This is a genomic window from Christiangramia sabulilitoris (genome assembly GCF_007050985.1).
Lineage (GTDB): Bacteria > Bacteroidota > Bacteroidia > Flavobacteriales > Flavobacteriaceae > Christiangramia > Christiangramia sabulilitoris.
The window spans coordinates 616,962-640,191 of the sequence record NZ_VHSF01000002.1 but is presented as its reverse complement, the minus strand read 5'-3'; the positions used below and the strand labels follow the sequence as shown (position 1 = coordinate 640,191).

The window sequence follows — 23,230 nt, the reverse complement described above, 5'->3', positions numbered from 1 at the left end:
TTTTGTGTTTTATAAAGGTAAGTGTAAACGCATATTTGTATTGTAATTAAAAACAAACAAGTCATGTGTGGAATTTTAGCAGTTATCGGAAAAGACATTGAAGCGGCAAAAATTAGCGGCCTTTCAAAGAGAATGTCTCACAGAGGTCCCGATGAAAGCGGATTAAAAATTACAGAGGAAGGTTATGTGTTATCTCACGAACGTCTTTCTATTGTAGATCTAACAACAGGAATTCAACCTATTCAGGGAACCCGTTCAGCATGGATGGTTCACAATGGGGAGATCTATAACCACATGGATTTAAGAAATAATGAATTGAAAGATCATACTTTCAGAACTACAGGAGATTCAGAAGTTATAGTGCATCTCTATGAAAAGTATGGGTACGATTTCGTGGATATGCTGGATGGAGTATTTTCCTTTGTGGTGATAGATGGGGATGATTTCATAGTTGGAAGAGATCCTATAGGTGTAAAGCCTCTATATTATGGTACAGATGAGTCTGGAGCAATGTGGTTCGCCAGCGAAATGAAAGCTTTGGCAGATCATTGTGTTGAATTTTCAGCCTTTCCTCCGGGACATTATTATACTCCGGAAACCGGATTTGTAAGATATTATAAACCGGAATGGTTCGAATCTGAAGCAGCGATACAACCGGCAGATCTTACCAAATTGAGAGAAAGCCTTATCGAGGCAACCAGGAAAAGATTAATGGCAGATGTTCCCTTGGGAGTTCTTCTTAGCGGAGGTTTGGATTCTTCTTTAACGTCCTCTATTGCGGCTCGTTTAATACAGGATTCCGGTCAAAAATTACATTCCTTTTCAATTGGGCTAGATGCCGATGCGCCAGATCTTGTTGCTGCCAGAAAAGTTGCGGAATTCCTAGGTACTGAGCATCATGAAATTCACTTTACTGTTGAAGAAGGGATTGAAATATTAAGCAAACTGGTATGGCATCTGGAAACTTATGATGTGACTTCGATAAGAGCAAGTACACCAATGTATTTCCTGTCTAAAGCGATCGCGGAAAAAGGAATTAAAGTGGTGCTTTCGGGAGAAGGTTCAGATGAGATCTTTGGCGGTTACCTTTATTTCAAGAACGCTCCTTCTGCTGAAGAATTTCAGAAAGAGACCATTAGAAGAGTACAAAGACTGGCCACGGCAGATTGTCTAAGGGCAGATAAATCAACAATGGCTCACGGCCTGGAGGCGAGAGTTCCCTTCCTGGATAAGGCATTTTTAAAAACAGCTATGGAGATAGTGCCAGAAGAGAAAATGCCGGTCACATATGACGGCGTTGAAAAATATATTCTGCGAAAAGCATTCGATACACCTGAAAAACCTTTTTTGCCTGAAGAAGTTTTATGGCGACAAAAAGAGCAATTCAGCGATGGCGTAGGATATAACTGGATAGATCAGCTTATTGAGTATGCGTCAGCGCAGGTAACAGATGTTCAATTAGAAACCGCATCCATGAAATATCCTGTAAATACTCCGGTAACTAAAGAGGCTTATTTTTACCGGGAATTATTCAGCAGTCATTTCCCTCAGGAATCTGCAGCAAAAACAGTGAAAAGATGGATCCCGAAATGGCAAAAAGATCTTGATCCAAGTGGGAGAGCAAACGAAACCCACGTTGCTCCAGGTCTAAAAAAGGAGATGGCAAAAATCTGATTTTTGCAACATATTAAATATTCAACCCGAAGTGTTACAGGATTCCTGAATGCTTCGGGTTTTTCCACATAATTTGTTGATAACTTAAGGGGTTATAAGGTTGCTTCAACCTGTTAAAAATATGCGAATTGTTATATTTGTTCGTTATCCAAAAGAGACGAAATTAATTAGCATATATATGAGCGAAGAAGCTAAGAAACATAATTATTCCGCCGACAGTATTCAGGCACTGGAAGGCATGGAGCATGTTCGTATGCGACCTTCAATGTATATTGGTGATACAGGCGTTAGAGGTCTGCATCATTTGGTATACGAAGTTGTTGATAACTCTATCGATGAGGCGCTTGCGGGACACTGTGATAATATTAAAGTTACCATCAATGAGGATAATTCCATCACTACTGAAGATAACGGTAGGGGGATTCCTATAGATCTTCATAAAAAAGAAGGCGTATCTGCATTACAGGTTGTAATGACCAAAATTGGAGCAGGTGGTAAATTCGATAAAGATTCTTATAAGGTTTCCGGTGGTCTGCACGGTGTCGGGGTAAGTTGTGTGAATGCACTTTCAGAACACCTTACTGCGACTGTATATCGTGACGGTAAGATCTGGCAGCAGGAATATGAATTAGGAAAGCCTTTATATCCTGTTAAGCCAACGGGTGAAACAGACAAAAGCGGTACCATAGTAACGTTCAAGCCAGATCCAAGCATATTTCAGCAAACCCTGGAGTATAATTATGATACTCTGGCCAGCCGTATGCGTGAGCTTGCTTACCTGAATAAAGGGATTAGGATCAGTTTAACTGATAAAAGGAATAAAGAGGATAACGGGGAGTACGTTCATAATGATTTCCATTCAGAAGAAGGATTGAAGGAATTTATCAAATTTCTTGATGGCAACCGTGAGCCGATCATTGGAGATGTGATCTCTATGGAAGGTGAAAAGAATGATATCCCGGTGGAAGTTGCGATGGTGTATAATACATCTTTCAACGAAAATCTCCATTCCTACGTGAACAATATTAATACTCACGAAGGAGGTACGCATTTATCAGGATTTAGACGAGGTCTTACGACAACTCTAAAAAAATATGCTGATGCGTCTGGTTTACTGGATAAAGTAAAATTTGAAATTACAGGTGATGACTTCCGCGAGGGGTTAACCGCAATTATATCTGTTAAGGTTGCTGAGCCTCAATTCGAGGGGCAGACCAAGACGAAATTAGGTAACCGTGAGGTTACTTCTGCAGTGTCTCAGGCGGTTTCAGAAATGCTAGAGAACTACCTGGAAGAAAACCCGAATGATGCTAAAACTATCGTTCAAAAAGTAATACTTGCTGCGCAGGCCAGAAATGCTGCGAAAAAAGCCCGTGAAATGGTTCAGCGTAAAACTGCCATGAGTGTAGGTGGTTTGCCTGGGAAATTATCAGACTGTTCAGAGCAGGATCCAAAACAATGTGAGGTATTTCTTGTAGAGGGTGACTCGGCAGGTGGTACGGCCAAGCAGGGTAGAGATCGTAAGTTTCAGGCAATTTTACCATTAAGAGGAAAGATCCTGAATGTTGAAAAGGCGATGTCTCATCGTGTTTTTGATAACGAGGAGATCAAAAATATCTATACTGCCCTTGGGGTGACCATAGGGACCGAAGAGGATAGCAAGGCATTAAACCTTTCAAAACTGAGATATCACAAGATCGTGATCATGTGTGATGCCGACGTTGATGGTAGTCATATTGAAACCCTGATCTTAACATTCTTCTTCCGTTATATGAAAGAATTGATCGAAAACGGACATATTTATATTGCCACACCACCGTTATATCTTGTTAAAAAGGGTCAGAAGAAACGTTACGCCTGGAATGATAAAGAGCGTGATGAGATCGCTGCAGAATATAGTGGAGGAGTTCAGATCCAGCGATATAAAGGTCTTGGAGAAATGAACGCTGAGCAACTTTGGGATACTACCATGGATCCTGAATTCAGGATTCTAAGACAGGTTAACATCGATAATGGAGGGGAAGCCGACCGTATTTTCTCTATGTTGATGGGAGATGAAGTTCCGCCAAGACGTGAATTCATTGAGAAGAACGCTAAGTATGCAAATATTGATGCGTAATCAAAATTTATAATATTTTTCAAAGACCCACGCCTTGGTAAAATGTGTGGGTTTTTTTTGTGACAATAAAACGTAAAAGTTTTTGTTATTTTAAAACTCTAAAAAATTGAACTGTGAAATACCTTAAAAAATTTTCGATCCTTTTCTTTTTACTAGCTATTACTAAAGTTTCTGCTCAGAATGAGCAGGATCAATTGGTGCGAGATGTTTTATTACTTGCTGATGAATTTGCGAAACCGGCAGCTTCGGCGGCGGCTTATCAGGCTAACTCTGGGTGGTTTACTTCTGCAGTTGCGCTGAAAAAATGGCAATTTGAAGTATCGGTTAATGGAAATGCCATGTTTGTTCCAAAAAGTCAGCAATCGTATACTGTGAGTAACACAAGGTTCCAGGTTTTAAATATAAAAGACCGATCTTCTGCTTTAGTGCCTACCGCCTTTGGAAAGAAAGTAGATGTCCAATATGAAGGAGAGGTTTTTGGCAATAAATTCGAATTCGATTCTTTCGAAGGGATAGATAAAGAGGTGGTGATACATCCATTTATTCAATTAGCTGTCGGTTTACCTTATGACGTGGAATTTGCCTTTAGGTATGCGCCTGAACTTACCATAGATGATGTAGCGGTAAGTACCATAGGATTTGGATTGAAACACAATCTGAACCAATATTTTAAATATAGCAGGGAGGATGATTTCCAATTTGCAGTTTCGGGAGCTTATAATATTTTTGATGTTTCATATGCCTTCCAACCCGTGGATATATCAATTGCAGAATTAGATGTGGTAGAGGTAGATGCTAATCTCTGGATGGCCAAGGCTATAGGTTCTAAACGCTATGGAAATTTTGAAGTTTTTGGTGCCTTGGGAGCAACAAATTCTAACTACGATTATATCATGGGAGGTAGTGGATCTGGCTTAAATGATATAAATACAGCTTTGGGGAGGCTTGGAGATACAGAAACTCAATTCAAGGGTGATATCGGTTTTAATGTGTACGCAGACTGGTTTAAATTTAGCACCATGGTTACAGCAGGAAAATTTTTCAACCTGAACATGGGCTTGCATTTCAGGATTTAACCTATTCAATTTAACCATTCCTTATTATTATTACTGCCTCATTATTCGTAATTTCGCAGTCATTATTAATAGAAATTAAATAATATTTTAACATGAAAGTTACCATAGTAGGAGCCGGTGCCGTAGGTGCCAGCTGTGCCGAATATGTTGCCATCAAAAATTTTGCTTCAGAAGTTGTGTTGTTGGATATAAAAGAAGGTTATGCTGAAGGTAAAGCAATGGACCTTATGCAAACCGCAACCCTTAATGGCTTCGATACAAAAATAACAGGAAGTACTAACGATTATTCAAAAACTGCCAACAGTGATATCGCGGTTATTACCAGTGGGATTCCGCGTAAACCGGGGATGACCAGGGAGGAATTGATCGGGATCAACGCGGGGATCGTAAAAGAGGTTTCTGCAAACCTGATTAAGCACTCTCCAGAGGTAACTATTATCGTGGTTAGTAATCCAATGGATACAATGACTTATTTGGTTCATAAAACTACAGGTCTTCCTAAGAATAAGATCATTGGTATGGGTGGAGCCTTAGACAGCGCCCGTTTTAAATATAGATTAAGCGAGGCTTTAGAGTGCCCGCCTTCAGATGTTGACGGAATGGTAATTGGTGGACATAGTGACACCGGAATGGTGCCATTAACAAGACTTGCTACAAGAAATTCTGTTCCTGTAACCGCATTTCTTTCTGAAGACAGATTGAACCAGGTTGCCGAGGATACTAAGGTAGGAGGGGCTACCCTGACTAAACTATTGGGGACCAGTGCATGGTATGCTCCCGGAGCTGCAGTTTCCGGATTGGTGCAGGCTATTGCTTGTGATCAGAAAAAAATGTTCCCATGTTCAGCTTTGCTGGAGGGTGAATACGGTTTGAATGACCTTTGTATTGGAGTGCCGGCTATTCTTGGAAAAGATGGTTTGGAGAAAATTGTGGAGATACAATTGGATGATGCTGAGAAAGCAAAAATGAAGGAGAGTGCTGAGGGAGTGAAGAAAACCAACGGTTTGCTCGACGTCTAATTTTTTAGCAAAAAACATTCGAAATAACGTGAAAAGCCACAGTTTTTGTGGCTTTTTTGTTGTATATAAAAGTTAAAATTATCCAAAAAAAAATATTGGGATTTGAATTATGAAGTCCTATATTTGTCCGTTTTTAAAATAGACCTATAATCAATAATTTGAGGAATAATGCAGAATAAAGGACTGATTAAAGTTTTTGCAATTTTGTTTGGGCTGGTATGTCTATATCAGCTTTCGTTTACGTTTATAACAAATAATGTTGAGACTGATGCAGAGGAGTTTGCCGTTAGAGCAGTAGGAGATGATGTAGAGAATTACTCTGAGCTTCGTGACCAGGCTGAGGCCAGGTATTTGGATTCTATCGGTAATGAGGAGGTAATTGCAGGGATAACCTACAATGCTGCGAAAGACAAAGAACTAAATAAAGGACTTGATCTTAAAGGAGGTATCAATGTGATCTTGCAGATCTCTGTTAGAGATATCTTAAGCGGACTTGCAAATGATTCCAATGATCCCGCGTTTAGAAAAGCGATCGCAGAAGCAGATGAGGCGCAGAAAGATAGTCAGGAGAATTATGTAGATCTGTTTTTTGAAGCCTTTAATAATATCCCAAATGCAAAACTTGCATCTCCGGATATTTTCGCGAATAAAACCTTAAGCGATGAGGTAAACTTCAACATGAGCAATGAAGAAGTAGAGCCAATAATCAGAAAGAAGATTGACGAGTCTATAACTTCAGCTTTTGAAGTACTAAGAAAGCGTATAGATAAATTTGGTGTAACTCAACCAAACATCCAGCGTTTAGGAAATTCAGGAAGAATCCTGGTAGAATTACCTGGAGCCAAAGATATCAGCAGGGTGAAGAACCTGTTGCAAAGTACAGCTCAGTTAGAGTTCTGGCATGTTTATAAAAGCAACGAACTAGGAAACTTCCTTGTTCAGGCTAATAACAGACTTGCTGAAATGAAGCGATCTGAAGAAATGACTACCGAAGAGGCAGATTCTACAGCAACTTCTGGAGACGAGGAGATCGATGAATTACTGGCAGAGTCTGAGGATAGCACAGAGGTTGAAACAGGAAACAATCCTATTTTCGATCTTATGGTTTCTCCTGGATTCCAGGGAGGTCCTGTTCTGGCAACATTTAAAGTTCAGGATACCGCTAAGGTGATAGATTATCTTCAAATGCCTCAGGTTCGTTCTTTACTTCCTTCAGATTTAAGATATGCGAAATTTGTATGGGGAGTTCCAGATGAAGAAACTCAGACCACAGGTCTTTATGCTTTAAAAGGAAACCGCAATATGGAGCCACCATTAAGTGGTAGTGTGATTACAGACGCACAACAAACATATGATCAGTTAGGTCGTATTGCCGTTAGTATGCAAATGGACGGTACCGGAGCAAAGATCTGGGAAGATATGACCGGTAAGGCTTCGAACGAGCAAAGCCAGATCGCCATTGTACTTGACAATATAGTATACTCTGCACCTGGAGTTTCTTCAGGAGCTATTTCTGGCGGAAGAAGTGAGATCACCGGTGATTTTTCAATTACAGAAGGACAGGATTTAGCAAACGTATTAAGAGCTGGTAAACTTCCGGCTTCAGCAGATATTATTCAGAGTGAGGTGGTAGGTCCGTCTTTAGGACAGGAAGCGATTGACAGTGGTATCAATTCTTTTGGGATTGCACTTATCCTTGTTTTGATCTGGATGGTATTGTATTATGGTAAAGCAGGTCTTTTTGCAGATGTTGCTCTTGTAGTAAACATACTTTTCATCTTCGGAATTCTAGCAGGTCTAGGAGCGGTACTTACTTTACCTGGTATTGCCGGTATTGTATTGACCATTGGTATGTCTGTAGATGCGAACGTACTTATCTTTGAAAGGATCAAGGAAGAACTTGCTAAAGGGAAGATACAGCGTGATGCCATCAAAGATGGTTTTAACAACGCCTTATCTTCTATTCTCGATGCGAATATAACTACTGGTTTAACGGGGCTTATATTATTCATTCTTGGTACTGGTCCTATCAAAGGATTTGCAACAACATTATTGATTGGTATTGCAACTTCACTATTTACAGCCATCTTTATTACAAGATTATTCATTGATGGATATGGTAAAAAAGGAAAGTCTCTGGATTTCTCTACTTCTTTAACCAAGAACCTGTTCACTAATATGAATATCGACTTCCTTAAGAAAAGGAAAGTTGCTTATATCGTTTCCGGTCTGTTCATAGTGATTAGTATTGGGTCTCTTTTTGTACAGGGACTTAACCAGGGTGTGGATTTTGTTGGTGGTAGAACTTATACCGTAAGATTTGCTGAGGATGTGAATCCTACAGCTGTTCAAAACGACCTTGTAGCGACCTTTGGAAGTGCTGAAGCTAAAACTTTTGGACCAGACAACCAGTTGAAAATTACTACTAAATATAAGGTAGGTGAAGAAGGTGCTGAAGTTGATGAGGAAATCCAGAGATCTCTTTATGACGCTTTAGGTGCATATCTGCCTGCAGAATTGACTTATGAAGAATTTGTGGATGGTGCAGATGATAAGCAGGTGGGAGTAATGCAATCTATGAAGGTTGGAGCAACTATCGCCGATGATATTAAAAATGCATCATTCTGGGCAGTATTAGGATCATTGATCGTGGTATTCCTTTACATCCTGCTGCGATTTAGAAAATGGCAGTTTAGTTTAGGTGCCGTAACAGCCGTATTCCACGATGTACTTGTGGTATTAGGTATTTTCTCACTTCTATACAAAGTGATGCCATTTAACATGGAAATAGACCAGGCGTTTATCGCGGCTATTTTGACGGTAATTGGATACTCTCTGAATGATACTGTGGTAGTATTTGACAGGATTAGAGAATATGTGAACGAACATACCAGCTGGAATCTGGATAAAACTGTAAATGCTGCTTTAAACAGCACAATTAGCAGAACCCTGAACACCTCGCTTACTACTTTGGTAGTACTACTTGCTATCTTCATCTTTGGAGGTGAAAGTATCAGAGGATTCATGTTCGCACTTATCGTAGGTGTGATCGTAGGTACTTATTCTTCTCTATTCATTGCAACTCCTGTAATGTTCGATAGTGTAAAGAAAAAGTCTTCTATTGAAAAGAAAAAGAAACCGGTTACCGAGGAAGCTGCTACAGCATAGGTAATGGGATATATTCATTGTAATAAAAGGCTTTCTGTTTGGAAAGCCTTTTTTATTGTCTGTATTTGAGAAAATTATTTCATACTAAAAAAAGCTGGTTGCCTATTATGGGTTTATCCAGCCTGTTATTTGGTTTCGCTTTTCTCCTGTTTCTTAGTGCTGAATTTGTTCAGAGTTCCAGGAATCATTCAGATATTTCTATCGGTGTGATGATGTTTGCAGCGATTATAGTTGCTCCCTTATTTGAAGAATTATTTTTCAGGGGTTTCTTTACTGGTAAAAACTGGCTTAAATGGACTGGAGTCACAGGTCTTTTCCTGTTTGTTCTGCTGGGGGAATTGAACCTCCTGGCAATAGGCTTATTGCTTGGCTTTTTAACCTGTTATTTTGCTTACGTGAAATTTCAGATAAACAGCTTTTATGATTTTGCTATCCTTTTAAATATTTTGCTGTTTACCGTTGTTCATTATAAGATGGAGGAACTTATCGATCCTGATCTTTTCTTCCTGGCATTTTTTCAATTTGGTCTGGGGGCTATTTTTACCTGGCTGGTTCTTAATTATGGTATCTTAAAATCCATATTATTCCATTCGGCCTGGAATGGTACTATGATGATTATAATGCTCCTTGCAATACAATATCCCGGTGAGGAATTGCATAAATATGAAAATTCGAGGGTTTATGTAGAATGGAACAGAAGTCCCAGATTTGACAGCCATAATACTTTTGTACAGAATGTTAATAATGATACATTAATTGGCCGGCACGTGGAGGCAAGATACCTCTATAAATTTCTGAATGGTTTTGATAAGGAGGAAATGAGAAGTGAAAACCTCAGGTTATTACAAACCGAAAATTATATGCGCTATAATTTTAAGGCTGTTATTAAGACTAGCGACGATAATGATCTCAAGAAAGGAGTTACGGATTTTTTATTTGAGAAGAAATTAATCTACTTTCTCGAAAATTGATCAGTCTGTTGTCTTAAAGCTGAATTTATCTCCTTTTTCAATACCCCACTGGTCTGAAAGACCGCCGTTAATTTCAAGTATATACTGAGCAGGATCTTCAGAGGGTAAAGAAGTTTCATCTCGCGGAGTCGCATTTTTCTGGATACTTACCAGGCTGCTGTCTGCATCATAATAAATTATATCCAGGGGAATATAGGTGTTTTTCATATAGAAGCTTCTGTTGCGCTCTGAGGTGTAAATAAACAGCATTCCCTGGTTATCTTCCATGCTATCGCGGTACATAAGTCCCGTTTGGTGTTCGTAATCTGTTTCTGCCAGTTCCACATCCAGTCGCTGCAACGTATCTCCGGAAGATTTTATTAGAAATACTTCTCCTTCTTTGGTAAAAGTGATAGCTTCAGTTTCTATAGCTTCCGCTTTTTTATCGTTTTCGCAGGAAGTAAAAACGGTGCTTAGAACAGTAGCAAGAACAAAAAGAATTAAAAAATTTTTCATACCGTTTTTTGCTTTGTGGGCTTATACATAAAGTATAGTCCAGCGATCACGAAAGGTATACTTAACCATTGCCCGGTATTAAATAACCAGTTCGCACGTTCACCTACCTGGGGCTCTTTCATGAACTCTATAAAAAATCGCACTGTCCATAATAAAACTAGAAACAGCCCAAAAAGATATCCGGTCTTAAAGCGCTTCTCAGTTTTCCAGTAAAGGAACCAAAGAATTAGAAAGATACCCAGGTAGCAGGCAGATTCGTATAACTGTGCCGGGTGTCGTGGGAAATCTTCACCTAATTTTTCAAAAATCACCCCATAATCTGAATTAGTGGGTTTGCCTATGATCTCTGAATTTATAAAATTTCCTATCCTTACAAAGATTGCTCCACTGGCAACCGGAATAACTATCCTGTCCAGGATCCAGAGAACAGGCTTTTCAAGCACCCTCTTTGCGTAAAGGTACATGGCAATTATGATCCCAATGGCAGCACCGTGACTGGCCAGTCCTCTGAAACCTGTAAATTCAAACTCGGGTTCAAATTTGACCGGAAGGAAGATCTCCAAAAGATGATTCTGAAAATATTCCCAGTCATAAAAGATCACATGTCCCAGTCGTGCACCAATTAACGTGGCTAGCACGGTATATATAAATAGAGAATCCAGCTTTTCTATAGCAATACCTTCACGGGTATAAATACTTTTCATGATATACCAGCCAAGGGTAAAAGCAATAAGGAACATTAGGCTGTAATAGTGAAGAGTAAAGAATCCAAGATTCAGACCTTCCGAAGGATTCCAGTGAATGGCATTAAGCAACATATTTATTTTTTTTGATCAGGCGTAAATATACATATTTGCACCTTCTTTAGCTGTTTTTAGTATTGGATTTTCGGGGAACGGGATCATAGCCGGATCCTCCCCACGGATGGCATTTTAAGATTCGTTTTAACCCAAGCCAGAATCCCTTGAAACCTCCATGAATTTTTATGGCCTCCAGCATATAACTGGAACATGTAGGCTGGTAACGACAGGATGCCGGGGTTAATGGAGAAATATATTTTTTGTAAAACTGAACTACAGAGGTCAATATTTTACTCAACCATCGGTCCAGCATAAAACAATTTATTTTATTGAAAAAGAAGTACCTTCCTTGCCATCCTTAAGTTGAATGCCAATTTCCTGCAACTGATCCCTGATCTGGTCGCTTAAGGCAAAATTCTTATTATTTCTCGCTTCTGCCCTCAACCTGATCAATAATTCAATAGTACCGGTAAGTTTTTCTTCGCCATTCTCATTTTCTGAAACACTGTCTGTTAAACCAAGAATATCGAACATAAAAGCATTCATTGTTGCTTTCAACTCAGTACTATGCTGCTTGCTAATTTTAACGGTGCCTTCCTTAATGCTATTAATTATCTTAACAGCATCAAACAATTTTGCAATGACGATAGGGCTGTTAAAATCATCGTTCATTGCATCATAGCAAGACTGTTTCCAGGAAGCAAGATCAAAGGTAGATTTATCTGAAATCGGCAATTCATCGATGGAATAATATGCTTCCATTAGCCTGTTAAAGCCTTTTTCGCTACCTAGCAAAGCGTCACTGGAAAAATCAAGGATACTTCTGTAATGTGCCTGTAGTATGAAAAATCGAACTACGTTTGGTGAAAAGGCTTTGGTTAGAATATCATTTTCCCCGGTAAAGATCTGTTCAGGTAAAATGAAATTACCCGTACTCTTGGCCATTTTCTTGCCATTAAGGGTAAGCATATTTGCATGCAGCCAGTAATTGACCGGTGATTTACCGGTTGCAGCCTCGCCCTGGGCAATTTCACATTCATGGTGGGGAAACTTTAGGTCCATCCCGCCGCCATGGATATCAAACTCTTCTCCCAGATATTTGGTACTCATTACCGTACACTCCAAATGCCATCCAGGGAATCCATCGCTCCATGGTGAAGGCCATCTCATGATATGTTGTGGTTCAGCTTTCTTCCAGAGAGCAAAATCCTGAGGATTTCGTTTGTCACTTTGCGCAGCCAGTTCCCTGGTATTAGCGATCATGTCTTCTATAGCTCTTCCACTTAATTTACCATAGGAGTGATCCTCGTTAAATTTCAGAACATCAAAATAAACAGATCCATTAGCTTCATAGGCATAGCCTTTTTCTAATATGGTTTTAATGATCTCGATCTGTTCTACGATATGCCCGGTTGCCGTGGGCTCAATACTTGGAGGTAAATTGTTGAATTTCTGCAGGATATTATGAAAATCTACAGTATACTTCTGCACAACTTCCATAGGTTCGATCTGCTCCAGCCTGGCTTTTTTGGAAATACGATCTTCACCGCTATCGGCGTCATTTTCCAGGTGACCAGCATCGGTTATATTTCTTACATAGCGTACTTTATAACCCAGGTGTTTCAGATATCTGAATACCAGATCAAAAGAAATAAAAGTACGGCAATTGCCCAAATGTACATTACTGTAAACGGTAGGCCCACAGACATACATTCCCACATTTCCTTCATTGATCGGGGTGAAAATTTCCTTTTCACCGCTCATGGAATTATAAAATTTCAGGCTTTGTTCCTGGTAAAGCGCCATGTAAAATGATGTTTTGATTTATTAGAACGAAGTGTCTAATTTAATATAATCCAGAAATTCTCTGCGAACTTCTTTCTTTTTAAATGCTCCTCCAAATTCGCTGGTTACGGTACTGCTTTCAATATCACGAATCCCTCTGCTATTTACGCATAGATGTTTTGCATCTACAACACAGGCAACATCTGGAGTTCCAAGGACATTTTGTAATTCATGAACAATTTGCATGGTCATTCTTTCCTGTACCTGTGGCCTTTTTGCGAAGTAATCCACAATGCGGTTCATTTTAGAAAGACCAACTACCGTACCGTTGGATATATAGGCTACATGAGCTTTTCCAACTATTGGGAGCAGGTGATGTTCGCAGGTAGAATATACGGTGATATTCTTCTCTACAAGCATTTCACCATATTTGTATTTGTTTTCAAAGGTTGAGGCCTTGGGTTTTCTTTTTGGATGAAGACCGGCGAAAACTTCATTTACGAACATTTTTGCTACTCTTAATGGAGTGCCTTTCAAACTATCATCAGTAAGATCCAGACCTAAAGTATCTAAAATACTTTTTACGTCTTCTTTGATAAGATCGATCTTTTCCTGGTCTGTTTTCTCGAAAGCATTTTCTCGTAATGGAGTATTAGCACTGCTACCGGCATGGGCATCGCCCATCTCTTCAATTTCGTTCAATATTTTGTCTATTTTCATGCTTTTTTGCAATAATAGTCGGTTAAAACCGTATTGGCTTGCAAAGATACATATTTATAAGGTTTTCACAGTATTCAAAAATCAAATAGACTGAAGTGGAGGTCTGCTTTAAATTTTATATTTTGCATAGGTTAAGGTGAAGGCTGGTATGAGAATGATCATAAAATTAATGCTCATTTCAATTTTTGGAATGCTTGCAGTAAATTCTTCCTTTGCGCAAGGAGCACTATGTTCAGACATAGAGCCATTTTGTGCCGGCGACGAACGCCTTACATTTCCTAATTCAAATTTTACTAACAGTACTCAAATAAGAGGCGAGCCGGGCCCAAATTATGGATGCCTGGAGGAACAACCCTATCCTGCCTGGTTTTTTTTACAGGTAGAAGATTCCGGGAATCTTAATTTCCGGATCTCACAATACGAGAATTCCAATAATACCGGTGCACCATTAGATGTGGATTTTGTGGTTTGGGGACCTTTTGCAAGAGGAGACGAATTTTGTGATGGAACTTCCCTTTCTTTTGAAAAGATCGTCGATTGCAGCTACCTCCCCGATGCCATTGAATCTATGACCATTCCCGGTGCTCTGGCCAATGAGATTTATGTGGTGGTCATCACTAATTTTGAACAAATTCCCGGTTTTATTAGCCTGGAACAGGTAAATAATAGTGGCGGCTCTACAGATTGTTCTATTCTGGACCTCGATCTCGGTGATAATATAGCAGTTTGCGATGAATCCCAGTATGTTATTGATGGTAGCACTGCTGAAGCGAGTAAATATGAATGGTTTGTTTTTAATGAAAATACTTCAGCATATGATCTCATTCCCGGTGAGCGAGGGCCTACTTTAACTGTTACCGTTTCGGGTAATTATAAATTGATTGTAACCGATGAAGTTGAAAATAAAACCGAAGAAGATGATGTAAATGTCACCTTTTATCAAAGCCCATTGGTAGGGGAGGTCTCAAACCTTTCGGTATGTAGTGTAGAGGCAGAAATCGTTGATCTAACCGAAAAGTTTGAAGAACTTATTGCTCCCAATAACGGTAATTCTTCAGATTATGAAGTTTTATATTATGCGGGCGAAGATGATCTGGCAGAAGGAGTTAATATAGACCAGCCTTTTAACTATCCATTTCAGGAAGGCGCTATTATCTATGCTGAAGTTATTAACCGGGAAAGTGGCTGCAAGTCTCCTGCGGAAGATTTTGAACTGAGTGTCTTCGATTTTCCTGATTTTGAATTAGAGGAAACTACCATTTTTTGTGTTGACCTGGATATGAACTTGATTGGTTCAGTAAGTTTAGGGGATGATCTTGGAGATGGTTATTTCTATGAATGGAAGGACGGTGAGGTTACGGTAGGTACAGAAGCAATTATAAGTTTTGATCAATTGCCTGAAGCCTCAGAAATAAGTGTGGTTATTAGTCATCCAGCCTCGGGTTGTGAATTAGAATTTATTACCAATCCAGTAGCGGTTTCAAGACCTGAAGAAGTACTATTTGAAGTATCTGGTTCAGATTTCGGGGATGGGTATTCAGTTTTGGTAAAGCCTGAAGGGGCTATCGGGGAGGAAAATGCAGCATTCGAATATCGGCTGGACAACGGCAGCTGGCAAGCAGATAATAACTTCAGGAATGTTCCGCCTGGGAGTCATACGGTTAGTGCCAGGGAAGTAAATGGTTGTGGTATGACCACGAGTGAGAGTTTTTTTCTGGTAGGTTATCCTAGGTTTTTCACGCCTAATGCAGACGGTTTCAATGATAACTGGAATTTAATTACAGACAGTAATATCAGTATTCAAAATCTATACGTTTTTGATCGTTACGGTAAACTGATCGTAAAGCTTAATCCTTCCAGCCGGGGTTGGGATGGAACCTTTAATGGTTCAGATCTGCCGGCAGATGATTACTGGTTCCGGGTGGAATTCATAGACGAGAAAACCGGGATCTACCGGGAATATATGTCTAATTTCTCATTGGTTAGATAAAAAAAAGCGCCAGGGATGGCGCTTAAATATTTTTTCTATAATCCGAAGGTTAGAGACATAACAACCTGGGACAGATCGCGGTCAATGACCGTTGGGTTAATAAATCCTGTGCTGGAATCTTCGTAATTAGCAAAAGAATAGGCGAGATCTATATTTAGGTTTCCAAAAGTATATCCCAGGCCACCACTGTAACCGGTGAGATCACCTGAATCATCATTCTGGAAAGGTCCTTCCTCGAACCTGTAACCGGCCCTTAAGCTAAAATTAGCGATTCTGTATTCACCACCAAATCTATAGGTAGAAGCAGCTTTCATTTCATTAGAGACGAGGTCATTTAAATCTGCATATTCCACATTAAAGCCTGAGCTAAATTGTAGGTTTGAAAAATCCTTCCAGCTATAATCAAAACTAATAAGGCCCTGCTTTCCGAATAAATAAGCGAAACTACCATTAAACTTTGCCGGTAGCCTCAAGCGGTATTCCGGATAAACATTGATAACCTGTGGCGAAACACTAACAAATTCATCCAGCGCACTATTGGTTTCCAGGAATTGTGAAGCTTCTTCCCTTAAATTGAACCAGGTAGGAGAATCATAGGTTAAACCTAATCTAACATTATCGCTAACTTTCGCAATACCTCCTAATTGGAAAGAAAATCCGTCTCCATTGGTCACTAGAGAATTTCCAAAATAAACTTCTGTAGTTTCACTTCCGGTATTATTATTAAACTCGATGAATTCTGTTGAATTCTCATAATTTATAAAATGGGAATTCAGATTCAATCCCAGGTAAAGAAAATCTTTATACTGTGTCCCTAAATTAAAAGTTAATTGCCCGTTTAAGCCGGTGGCCGCATAGCGATAACGCTGGTCAAAATTACCCGGTGCAATCAGGGAGAAATATTCTGTATTATCGGGGTCGTCAAACTCCGGGTCAATAACGAATCCCTGGTATCCAAGAAATGCCTGTTGTGCCCCAAAACCTTCAGTTTCGCCGAGAAAGGAATACAGGTTAGAAATATTCTCGTTATCCCTTAATTGTAAAAGGTCTAAGGGTATACCTTGGGCAAAATTCAGAAAATACTGGTCTATAGAATTACTGGAATTTCCACGCACACGATAATTTTCTTCATAATTCGAATTCGTGGTGTAATTAATTCCAAGTGAAAACTTTCTCCAGTCACTGTCTCCTGTATCCTTAAATACAAATACTCCCCCTACATTATTAAGGTCTACATTATTTTCCTCGACCAAACTTCTGCCGTCATTAAAGCGAATGTCGTTGTCTAATCCGCGAAAACCAAGGGTGATAGAAGCACCGCTAGAAAGAAAAACAGCAGAGGATGCCGGGTTAAGGGATATTGCAGAAATATCTCCTCCCAAAGCTCCAAAGGCTCCGCTCATTCCCATAAATCTAGCTGTACCAGAAAGATCGTTATTAGAATAACGGTAAGCATCTCTCAAGTCCTGAGCCGTTAAGGCAGGAATACTTACTATTGCGATAAGTAGGGTTATAACTTTTTTCATAATGATTCTGTTTTCGGTATAAAAAAACCTCACGGAATTTCCGCAAGGTCTTTATTGGTCTTAAATATTATTATTAGTTACCACGACCTCCTCCTCGGGATGATCTGCCTCCGCCACCTGAACTTCTGGAGCTGCCAGAGCTTCGGGAGCTGCTGGAACTTCTCACAGAGCCTGAACTACCAGAGCTTCTTGTAGGTGAAGATGTTCTGTAAGCCCTGTTGTTGCTGCTTTGTCCAGAGCGTCGATAAGCCGGTGAATTGCTTCTGCTTCTGTTTGCTGAGTCGTACGACCTGCCAGAATCTGTTCTTCTCACTGTTCTGGTATACCTTCTGGTGTTATCATCACCATTCCTGTAAGTTCTTGAAGAACGGTCTGTATCATACCTTGAGTTTCTAATACTTCTTATGCTTCTGGCATATGAGCTTCTCCTTGCTTCGTCACTTCTATAAGACGAAGTGTTTCTTCTTCCGTTATTGTAGGCAATATTGTTATAATAATGGTAATGGTTATTACGATAAAAGAAAGGGTAATTATATCTGCCATATCCAAAACCGAATCTATTAGCAAAGCCAAATCCAAAACCGAAATTCCAGAATGGATCTCCATAGGCGTAAGGCCCGTAGCCTCCCCAAAAACCACCTGGCCAGAATGGATCATACCATCCACCAAAATATGGATTGCCAAATCCCCATCTGCCAAAATATGGATTTCCGAATCCCCATGGGTTTCCAAATCCCCAGGGTGAATAAAATCCACCACCCCAGAAACCGGTATTTATGATATTTATCGAGTAAGAATCTGGGTCTTCTCCCCAGGGAGCATTTCCACCTACATATACTACATCTCCACCCAGGTCTGAATAATTTTCATATCCATCGTTAGAAGTGTAATCTTCAACATCTGTGAAAATATCATTTTCCAGGGCCTGTCCAACCATTTGAGATTGCTGTGCAAAAAGATTTTTATAGTAGGAATTATTTCCATTAGGCTTGACCTCATTTTCCTGAGGATCTTGCTGCTCCCAAATTCCCGGTCTTGACTCACCATAAATTCCATCTGCTTCATAACCTGAATACTGGTATGAACCACAGGAGACCAAAGTGAAAAGTACCACCGGAACGAACAGTAGATTTAATTTATTTCGTAAGGTGTAGTAAAGATTCATTGGTAATTCTTTTTATTGTTGGGCATTGCAAAAATGGTTAGTTTTGCCCGAACGGTTAGTACGAACTACCGAAAAAGATACAAGTTTTATGCCAAATATAAAGAAATGGGGAAGAATCTAACGACGAGAAGCGAAGACTATTCTAAATGGTATAATGAATTGGTGGTGAAGGCCGATCTGGCTGAAAACTCAGCAGTTCGCGGGTGTATGGTGATCAAACCTTACGGATATGCTATTTGGGAAAAAATGCAGGCTGAACTGGATAGAATGTTTAAAGAAACAGGACATCAAAATGCATACTTCCCGCTATTTGTTCCCAAAAGTTTATTTGAAGCAGAAGAAAAAAATGCTGAAGGATTTGCGAAAGAGTGTGCTATCGTCACACATTATCGTTTAAAGAACGATCCGGATAAGCCGGGTAAATTAATGGTAGATCCCGATGCAAAACTTGAAGAGGAACTGGTGGTAAGGCCAACCTCTGAAGCTATTATATGGAATACCTACAAAAACTGGATCCAGTCTTACAGGGACCTACCCATAAAAATCAATCAGTGGGCAAACGTGGTTCGCTGGGAGATGAGAACGAGATTGTTTTTAAGAACTGCAGAATTTTTATGGCAGGAAGGGCACACAGCTCATACTACCAGACAGGAAGCTCTTGAAGAAACAGAGCTTATGAATAATATTTATGCAGAATTCGCGGAAAATTTCATGGCTATTCCAGTGGTGAAGGGTGCGAAAACAAAAAGCGAGCGTTTTGCAGGTGCTTTAGAAACATATTGTATTGAAGCGCTAATGCAGGATGGTAAAGCATTACAGGCAGGAACTTCTCATTTCCTGGGTCAGAATTTTGCCAAGGCCTTTGATGTTAAATTTGCTACTAAAGAAGGTGGCTTAGAACATGTCTGGGCTACCTCCTGGGGTGTTTCTACCAGATTAATGGGCGCTTTGATCATGACCCATAGTGATGATAAGGGATTGGTTTTGCCTCCAAATCTTGCCCCGGTACAGGTAGTAATTGTTCCCATATATAAAGGAGAAGAACAGTTTCAACAGATATCTGAAGTTGCCAAAGATCTTGTAAGGGATCTCAGGGCGGTAGGAGTCTCGGTTAAATTTGACGATAACGACAACCAAAAACCCGGCTGGAAATTTGCCCAGTATGAATTGCAGGGAGTTCCGGTAAGATTGGCTATTGGACCAAAAGACCTTGAGAAAGGAACGGTGGAGCTTGCCAGAAGAGATACGCTTACCAAGGAATTTGTGAAAAATGAAGAAGTAGTAGAGAAGGTGAAGGCATTAATGACCGAGATCCAGGATAGTCTTTATACAAAAGCAAAAGATTACCGAGATTCACATATTACTGAAGTTGAATCTTTTGACGAATTTAAAAGCGTATTAAAGGAAAAAGGCGGATTTATTTCTGCACATTGGGATGGTACTTCAGAAACAGAAAATAAGATCAAGGATCTTACAAAAGCAACTATCAGATGTATTCCTTTTGACAGGAAAGAAGAGGCAGGAGCTTGTGTTTTAACGGGTAAGCCATCAAATGGGAGAGTGCTTTTTGCTAAGGCCTATTAAAAATTTTAAAAAAAATTGGAGAACATTTGCGGCATTCCAAAAAAGTTGTATTTTTGCATCCGCATTTGAAACAAAATGGTCCGTTCGTCTAGGGGTTAGGACGCCAGGTTTTCATCCTGGTAACAGGGGTTCGATTCCCCTACGGACTACGAAAAGAAACACTGAAAGAATTGTGTTTGTTTTTAGCAACAATTTAAGTTGCACTTTGAAATAATTTTTGGTCCGTTCGTCTAGGGGTTAGGACGCCAGGTTTTCATCCTGGTAACAGGGGTTCGATTCCCCTACGGACTACTTTTAAAAAACTTTTAAATAATAATTGAAATGGCAAATCATAAGTCAGCGTTGAAGAGGATTCGTAGCAATGAGACTAAGCGTCTTAGAAATCGCTACCAGCATAAAACTACAAGGAACGCGATCAAAAAATTGCGTGATGCCGATAAGAAAGAGGCTGAGGCTATGTTGCCTTCTGTTATTTCTATGATCGACAAATTGGCTAAGAAAAATATCATTCATGATAATAAAGCTGCTAACCTAAAGTCAAATTTGACTAAGCACGTCGCAGCACTTTAATTTTAGCAGTGTTCAATTTATAAAGGAATGCTTTCCGGTCTTCGGAAGGCATTTTTTTGTTGCTGGAATTTAAAAGACTGAGACACCGGTTAAAGTTGTAAATCTTTCCAGTGCTTTCATTCCAAGCTCTGAGTTGCCTTTTTCATTGAGTATTGGGCTCCATACCGCCACCGAATAATTATCGGGATGTATGGCTACAATCCCACCTCCAACACCACTTTTCCCGGGTAGGCCTACCTGAAAACTGAATTCTCCCGCTTCATCATAAAATCCGCAGGTTTGCATAAGCGCATTTATTCTTTTTACCGTTTTAGGTTTTAAGATCTTTTCATTGGTTTCCAGGATCTTTCCTCTATTAGCGAAGATCATAAAGGCTCTGGAAAGTTGCTTACAGGACATAGCAAGCGAACATTGGTGGAAATAAAAATCTACAATTGGTTCCACATCACATTTAATATTTCCTAAGGCTTTAATGTAATTCACTAAAGCGATGTTTCGGTATCCGGTAGATTTTTCTGAACTGGCCACTTTTTTATCGTAATGAATATCATCGTCTCCCGTGATCTTTCTAACAAAATCCAGCAATTCCTGCTTAGGGTCGTCTAATTGATCCAGTAAAATGTCTGAAATTACCAGGGCGCCGGCATTAATAAAAGGGTTTCTGGGTATTCCGCTTTCATATTCAAGCTGGGTAAGACTGTTAAAAGGGTCGCCAGATGGCTCTACATTTAAACGATCCCACAGATCTTCACCCATTAAACGCATGGCTATGGCCAGGGTGAAGACTTTGGAAATACTTTGAATTGAAAATTTTTCTTCGCTATCACCAAACGAGAAATTTTTCTGGTCACCACAATATACATGCATCCCAAATTTCTTCTGGTCTACTTTTGCCAGTTCTGGAATGTAGGATGCCACTTTCCCGGTTACATCCCTGTAACTCATTTCTTCCTGAATGGTGTTCAGTATTTGCTGGTAATCCATACTAGTTTAAATCGGTTAGATCTGTTTCTGTCTCTATTTCGAAAGGTAATTTTTCCTTTTTGAAAACCCTTGCCTGCAGCATGCCTTTTAACGTAACTTTATTATCTTTTATTTCCAGCCAGCTGCCTTCCCTTAGGCCAATCACCGGTTGCGAATTAAGACCGTGAAATTCTTTGATCCTGGTCTCCCTGGTCTCTCCTTTATGTTCTGAATTTGGATCTGGATCCAGGTAATGCGGATTGATATTAAATGGCACCAGGCTTAACGTTTGAAAGGATGGAGGGTATACTATTGGCATATCGTTAGTTGTTTGCATGCTTAACCCCGCAATATTAGTTCCCGCGCTTGTTCCCATATAAGGTGTCCCATTTTTTACCACCTCCCTAATCACGTTCATTAACTTATTCCTGTAAAGTTCAGATACGAGTAAAAAAGTATTGCCACCACCTGTAAAAATTCCTTCTGCATTTCTCACCGCCTCCACTGGATCATTATATTCATGAACTCCTTTGACCTTAATACCTGCCTTAGAAAAAGCCTCCGCGGCCCTGGCTGTATATTCATCATGTGATATTCCACCCGGTCTTGCAAATGGTATAAATAATATCTCCTGTACGTTTTTAAATAAATCTGGCAGGTAAGGTAGAAGGTATTCCAGGTATTCCTGGTTGTGAAGTGTTGAGGTACTGGCAAGAATTGCTCGCATCATATTTTTTACTGTAAATTTAGAGATTCAGGACTATTCTAAAAATTTTATAGCCCCTGAAAAGCTAAAACCAAAATTCGATCGTTATTAATTCCAGCGCTAACCAATATCTTTGAAAATCAGGTTATTCTTTAAACTCATAGTTTTCTTGATATTTTCTTCTCAAACTCTAACGGGGCAGGAAAGAGAAATACTGCAGGGACAGGTATTCATTGGGGACAGCCTCCAGAATATTTCAGATATACACGTAGTAAATCTTACCGGTGAAACGGGCACAACTACTAATGAGAAAGGAATTTTTAAAATTCCGGCTGAGCCTGGAGATACGCTGTTTTTTTCATCTATTCAACATGAGCACATTAAGCTCGTAGTGAGTGAATCTGATTTTGAAAAGAATCTGATCGTTCAATTGCGGAAAAAATTCAATGAGCTGGATGAGGTGCAGCTGGATGATATTCGGCTTACGGGTAACATTGCAAAAGATATTGATTTAGTGCCGAAATCTATTTATGAAAAACTCGGAATTCCTTTTCCTAAACCACGTCGGACGAGCCTGGAACTCGAGACTCATTCGGCATATAATGGTGGTAATATCGTGACCCTCCTTAATAAATTGAATGGAAAGTTCAGACAGCTGGAAAAAGCGAAAGAAAATAATGAAAGTTCTATAATGGTTAATAAAGGCCTTAACCTTGTAGGAAAATTTTTCTTCGTCTCGCAACTGAATATTGAAGAATCTGAAATAATTAATTTTCTTTTCTATTGTGTGGATGATGATGAATACAACAGGCTTGTAAGTGAAAAAAGAGTTTTACAGCTAATTGATTATTTTGAACTTAAAGTAGATTCTTTCAGAGCATTGCGTGAAATAGATTAAA

General features: G+C 39.6%; 19 protein-coding genes and 2 tRNA genes. 12 read left to right on the top strand and 9 right to left on the bottom strand.

Features of this window, described 5'->3' with window-relative positions:
* Positions 1-63: 63 nt before the first annotated feature.
* The 6 genes from asnB (at position 64) to FGM01_RS09430 (ending at position 10,027) form a co-directional block, all read left to right on the top strand.
* The gene (asnB, locus tag FGM01_RS09455) at positions 64-1,674 is read left to right on the top strand and encodes an asparagine synthase B (protein ID WP_143410927.1); all 1,611 of its coding nucleotides are present in this window, start codon (positions 64-66) and stop codon (positions 1,672-1,674) included.
* A gap of 178 nt (positions 1,675-1,852) precedes the next feature.
* Positions 1,853-3,793, top strand: coding sequence for a DNA topoisomerase (ATP-hydrolyzing) subunit B (gyrB, locus tag FGM01_RS09450; protein ID WP_143410926.1), 1,941 nt, complete (start codon positions 1,853-1,855; stop codon positions 3,791-3,793).
* A gap of 113 nt (positions 3,794-3,906) precedes the next feature.
* Entirely contained in the window at positions 3,907-4,869 is a 963-nt protein-coding gene (locus FGM01_RS09445; RefSeq protein ID WP_143410925.1) for a DUF6588 family protein, read from the top strand.
* 92 nt (positions 4,870-4,961) lie between these two features.
* On the top strand, positions 4,962-5,888 hold the full coding sequence (gene mdh, locus FGM01_RS09440; protein ID WP_143410924.1) for a malate dehydrogenase: 927 nt from the start codon (positions 4,962-4,964) through the stop codon (positions 5,886-5,888).
* A 168-nt stretch (positions 5,889-6,056) separates the two neighbouring features.
* The gene (gene secDF, locus FGM01_RS09435) at positions 6,057-9,056 is read left to right on the top strand and encodes a protein translocase subunit SecDF (protein WP_143410923.1); all 3,000 of its coding nucleotides are present in this window, start codon (positions 6,057-6,059) and stop codon (positions 9,054-9,056) included.
* Between the two features lie 65 nt (positions 9,057-9,121).
* Positions 9,122-10,027, top strand: a complete 906-nt coding sequence (locus FGM01_RS09430; protein ID WP_143410922.1) for a CPBP family intramembrane glutamic endopeptidase — start codon at positions 9,122-9,124, stop codon at positions 10,025-10,027.
* Here FGM01_RS09430 and FGM01_RS09425 read toward each other — a convergent pair whose 3' ends face one another.
* The 5 genes from FGM01_RS09425 to folE are packed head-to-tail and all read right to left on the bottom strand — an operon-like array spanning position 10,028 to position 13,827.
* Positions 10,028-10,522 (bottom strand): DUF192 domain-containing protein, encoded by a 495-nt coding sequence (locus FGM01_RS09425; RefSeq protein ID WP_143410921.1) that lies wholly within the window; start codon positions 10,520-10,522, stop codon positions 10,028-10,030.
* Positions 10,519-11,340 (bottom strand): prolipoprotein diacylglyceryl transferase, encoded by an 822-nt coding sequence (gene lgt, locus FGM01_RS09420; RefSeq protein ID WP_208012723.1) that lies wholly within the window; start codon positions 11,338-11,340, stop codon positions 10,519-10,521. The genes FGM01_RS09425 and lgt overlap by 4 nt, the downstream gene beginning before the upstream one ends.
* Before the next feature lie 46 nt (positions 11,341-11,386).
* Positions 11,387-11,635, bottom strand: a complete 249-nt coding sequence (gene yidD / locus FGM01_RS09415; RefSeq protein ID WP_208012722.1) for a membrane protein insertion efficiency factor YidD — start codon at positions 11,633-11,635, stop codon at positions 11,387-11,389.
* A gap of 8 nt (positions 11,636-11,643) precedes the next feature.
* The gene (gene cysS / locus FGM01_RS09410) at positions 11,644-13,128 is read right to left on the bottom strand and encodes a cysteine--tRNA ligase (protein ID WP_143410919.1); all 1,485 of its coding nucleotides are present in this window, start codon (positions 13,126-13,128) and stop codon (positions 11,644-11,646) included.
* A gap of 21 nt (positions 13,129-13,149) precedes the next feature.
* Entirely contained in the window at positions 13,150-13,827 is a 678-nt protein-coding gene (folE, locus tag FGM01_RS09405) for a GTP cyclohydrolase I FolE (RefSeq protein WP_143410918.1), read from the bottom strand.
* A gap of 169 nt (positions 13,828-13,996) precedes the next feature.
* Between folE and FGM01_RS09400 the strand changes: the two genes are divergently transcribed.
* Positions 13,997-15,817, top strand: coding sequence for a T9SS type B sorting domain-containing protein (locus FGM01_RS09400; RefSeq protein ID WP_208012721.1), 1,821 nt, complete (start codon positions 13,997-13,999; stop codon positions 15,815-15,817).
* Between the two features lie 35 nt (positions 15,818-15,852).
* Here the strand turns inward: FGM01_RS09400 and FGM01_RS09395 are convergent, their stop codons facing one another.
* Entirely contained in the window at positions 15,853-17,343 is a 1,491-nt protein-coding gene (locus FGM01_RS09395) for an OmpP1/FadL family transporter (RefSeq protein WP_143410916.1), read from the bottom strand.
* A 73-nt stretch (positions 17,344-17,416) separates the two neighbouring features.
* Positions 17,417-18,508 carry a hypothetical protein gene (locus tag FGM01_RS09390; protein ID WP_143410915.1) on the bottom strand — a complete coding sequence of 364 codons (1,092 nt, stop codon included), beginning with the start codon at positions 18,506-18,508 and terminating at the stop codon, positions 17,417-17,419.
* Positions 18,509-18,613: 105 nt separating this feature from the next.
* On the opposite strand from FGM01_RS09390, the gene proS reads away from it, so the two are divergent.
* The 4 genes from proS to rpsT all read left to right on the top strand — a co-directional run bounded on the left by proS (position 18,614) and on the right by rpsT (position 20,662).
* Positions 18,614-20,092 carry a proline--tRNA ligase gene (gene proS, locus FGM01_RS09385; RefSeq protein WP_143410914.1) on the top strand — a complete coding sequence of 493 codons (1,479 nt, stop codon included), beginning with the start codon at positions 18,614-18,616 and terminating at the stop codon, positions 20,090-20,092.
* Positions 20,093-20,169: 77 nt separating this feature from the next.
* Positions 20,170-20,241, top strand: a tRNA-Glu gene (locus FGM01_RS09380).
* Between the two features lie 70 nt (positions 20,242-20,311).
* Positions 20,312-20,383: transfer RNA gene (locus FGM01_RS09375), tRNA-Glu, on the top strand.
* A gap of 30 nt (positions 20,384-20,413) precedes the next feature.
* A complete protein-coding gene (gene rpsT / locus FGM01_RS09370) occupies positions 20,414-20,662 on the top strand; it encodes a 30S ribosomal protein S20 (protein WP_143410913.1) in 249 nt (82 codons plus the stop codon).
* A gap of 69 nt (positions 20,663-20,731) precedes the next feature.
* Here the strand turns inward: rpsT and FGM01_RS09365 are convergent, their stop codons facing one another.
* Together FGM01_RS09365 and pepE are read right to left on the bottom strand one after the other, a co-directional pair.
* A complete protein-coding gene (locus tag FGM01_RS09365) occupies positions 20,732-21,646 on the bottom strand; it encodes a glutaminase (protein WP_143410912.1) in 915 nt (304 codons plus the stop codon).
* A 1-nt stretch (position 21,647) separates the two neighbouring features.
* Positions 21,648-22,355, bottom strand: coding sequence for a dipeptidase PepE (gene pepE / locus FGM01_RS09360; RefSeq protein WP_143410911.1), 708 nt, complete (start codon positions 22,353-22,355; stop codon positions 21,648-21,650).
* A 109-nt stretch (positions 22,356-22,464) separates the two neighbouring features.
* Between pepE and FGM01_RS09355 the strand changes: the two genes are divergently transcribed.
* Entirely contained in the window at positions 22,465-23,229 is a 765-nt protein-coding gene (locus FGM01_RS09355) for a hypothetical protein (RefSeq protein ID WP_143410910.1), read from the top strand.
* The last annotated feature ends 1 nt before the right edge of the window (position 23,230 follow it).

Excerpts from the sequence above, each read along its gene's own strand:
- asnB (WP_143410927.1), top strand. The coding sequence starts at position 64 with ATGTGTGGAATTTTAGCAGTTATCGGAAAAGACATTGAAGCGGCAAAA.
- gyrB (WP_143410926.1), top strand. The coding sequence starts at position 1,853 with ATGAGCGAAGAAGCTAAGAAACATAATTATTCCGCCGACAGTATTCAG.
- mdh (WP_143410924.1), top strand. The coding sequence starts at position 4,962 with ATGAAAGTTACCATAGTAGGAGCCGGTGCCGTAGGTGCCAGCTGTGCC.
- secDF (WP_143410923.1), top strand. The coding sequence starts at position 6,057 with ATGCAGAATAAAGGACTGATTAAAGTTTTTGCAATTTTGTTTGGGCTG.
- FGM01_RS09425 (WP_143410921.1), bottom strand. The coding sequence starts at position 10,522 with ATGAAAAATTTTTTAATTCTTTTTGTTCTTGCTACTGTTCTAAGCACC.
- lgt (WP_208012723.1), bottom strand. The coding sequence starts at position 11,340 with ATGTTGCTTAATGCCATTCACTGGAATCCTTCGGAAGGTCTGAATCTT.
- yidD (WP_208012722.1), bottom strand. The coding sequence starts at position 11,635 with ATGCTGGACCGATGGTTGAGTAAAATATTGACCTCTGTAGTTCAGTTT.
- cysS (WP_143410919.1), bottom strand. The coding sequence starts at position 13,128 with ATGGCGCTTTACCAGGAACAAAGCCTGAAATTTTATAATTCCATGAGC.
- folE (WP_143410918.1), bottom strand. The coding sequence starts at position 13,827 with ATGAAAATAGACAAAATATTGAACGAAATTGAAGAGATGGGCGATGCC.
- FGM01_RS09400 (WP_208012721.1), top strand. The coding sequence starts at position 13,997 with ATGCTCATTTCAATTTTTGGAATGCTTGCAGTAAATTCTTCCTTTGCG.
- FGM01_RS09395 (WP_143410916.1), bottom strand. The coding sequence starts at position 17,343 with ATGAAAAAAGTTATAACCCTACTTATCGCAATAGTAAGTATTCCTGCC.
- FGM01_RS09390 (WP_143410915.1), bottom strand. The coding sequence starts at position 18,508 with ATGAATCTTTACTACACCTTACGAAATAAATTAAATCTACTGTTCGTT.
- proS (WP_143410914.1), top strand. The coding sequence starts at position 18,614 with ATGGGGAAGAATCTAACGACGAGAAGCGAAGACTATTCTAAATGGTAT.
- rpsT (WP_143410913.1), top strand. The coding sequence starts at position 20,414 with ATGGCAAATCATAAGTCAGCGTTGAAGAGGATTCGTAGCAATGAGACT.
- FGM01_RS09365 (WP_143410912.1), bottom strand. The coding sequence starts at position 21,646 with ATGGATTACCAGCAAATACTGAACACCATTCAGGAAGAAATGAGTTAC.
- pepE (WP_143410911.1), bottom strand. The coding sequence starts at position 22,355 with ATGATGCGAGCAATTCTTGCCAGTACCTCAACACTTCACAACCAGGAA.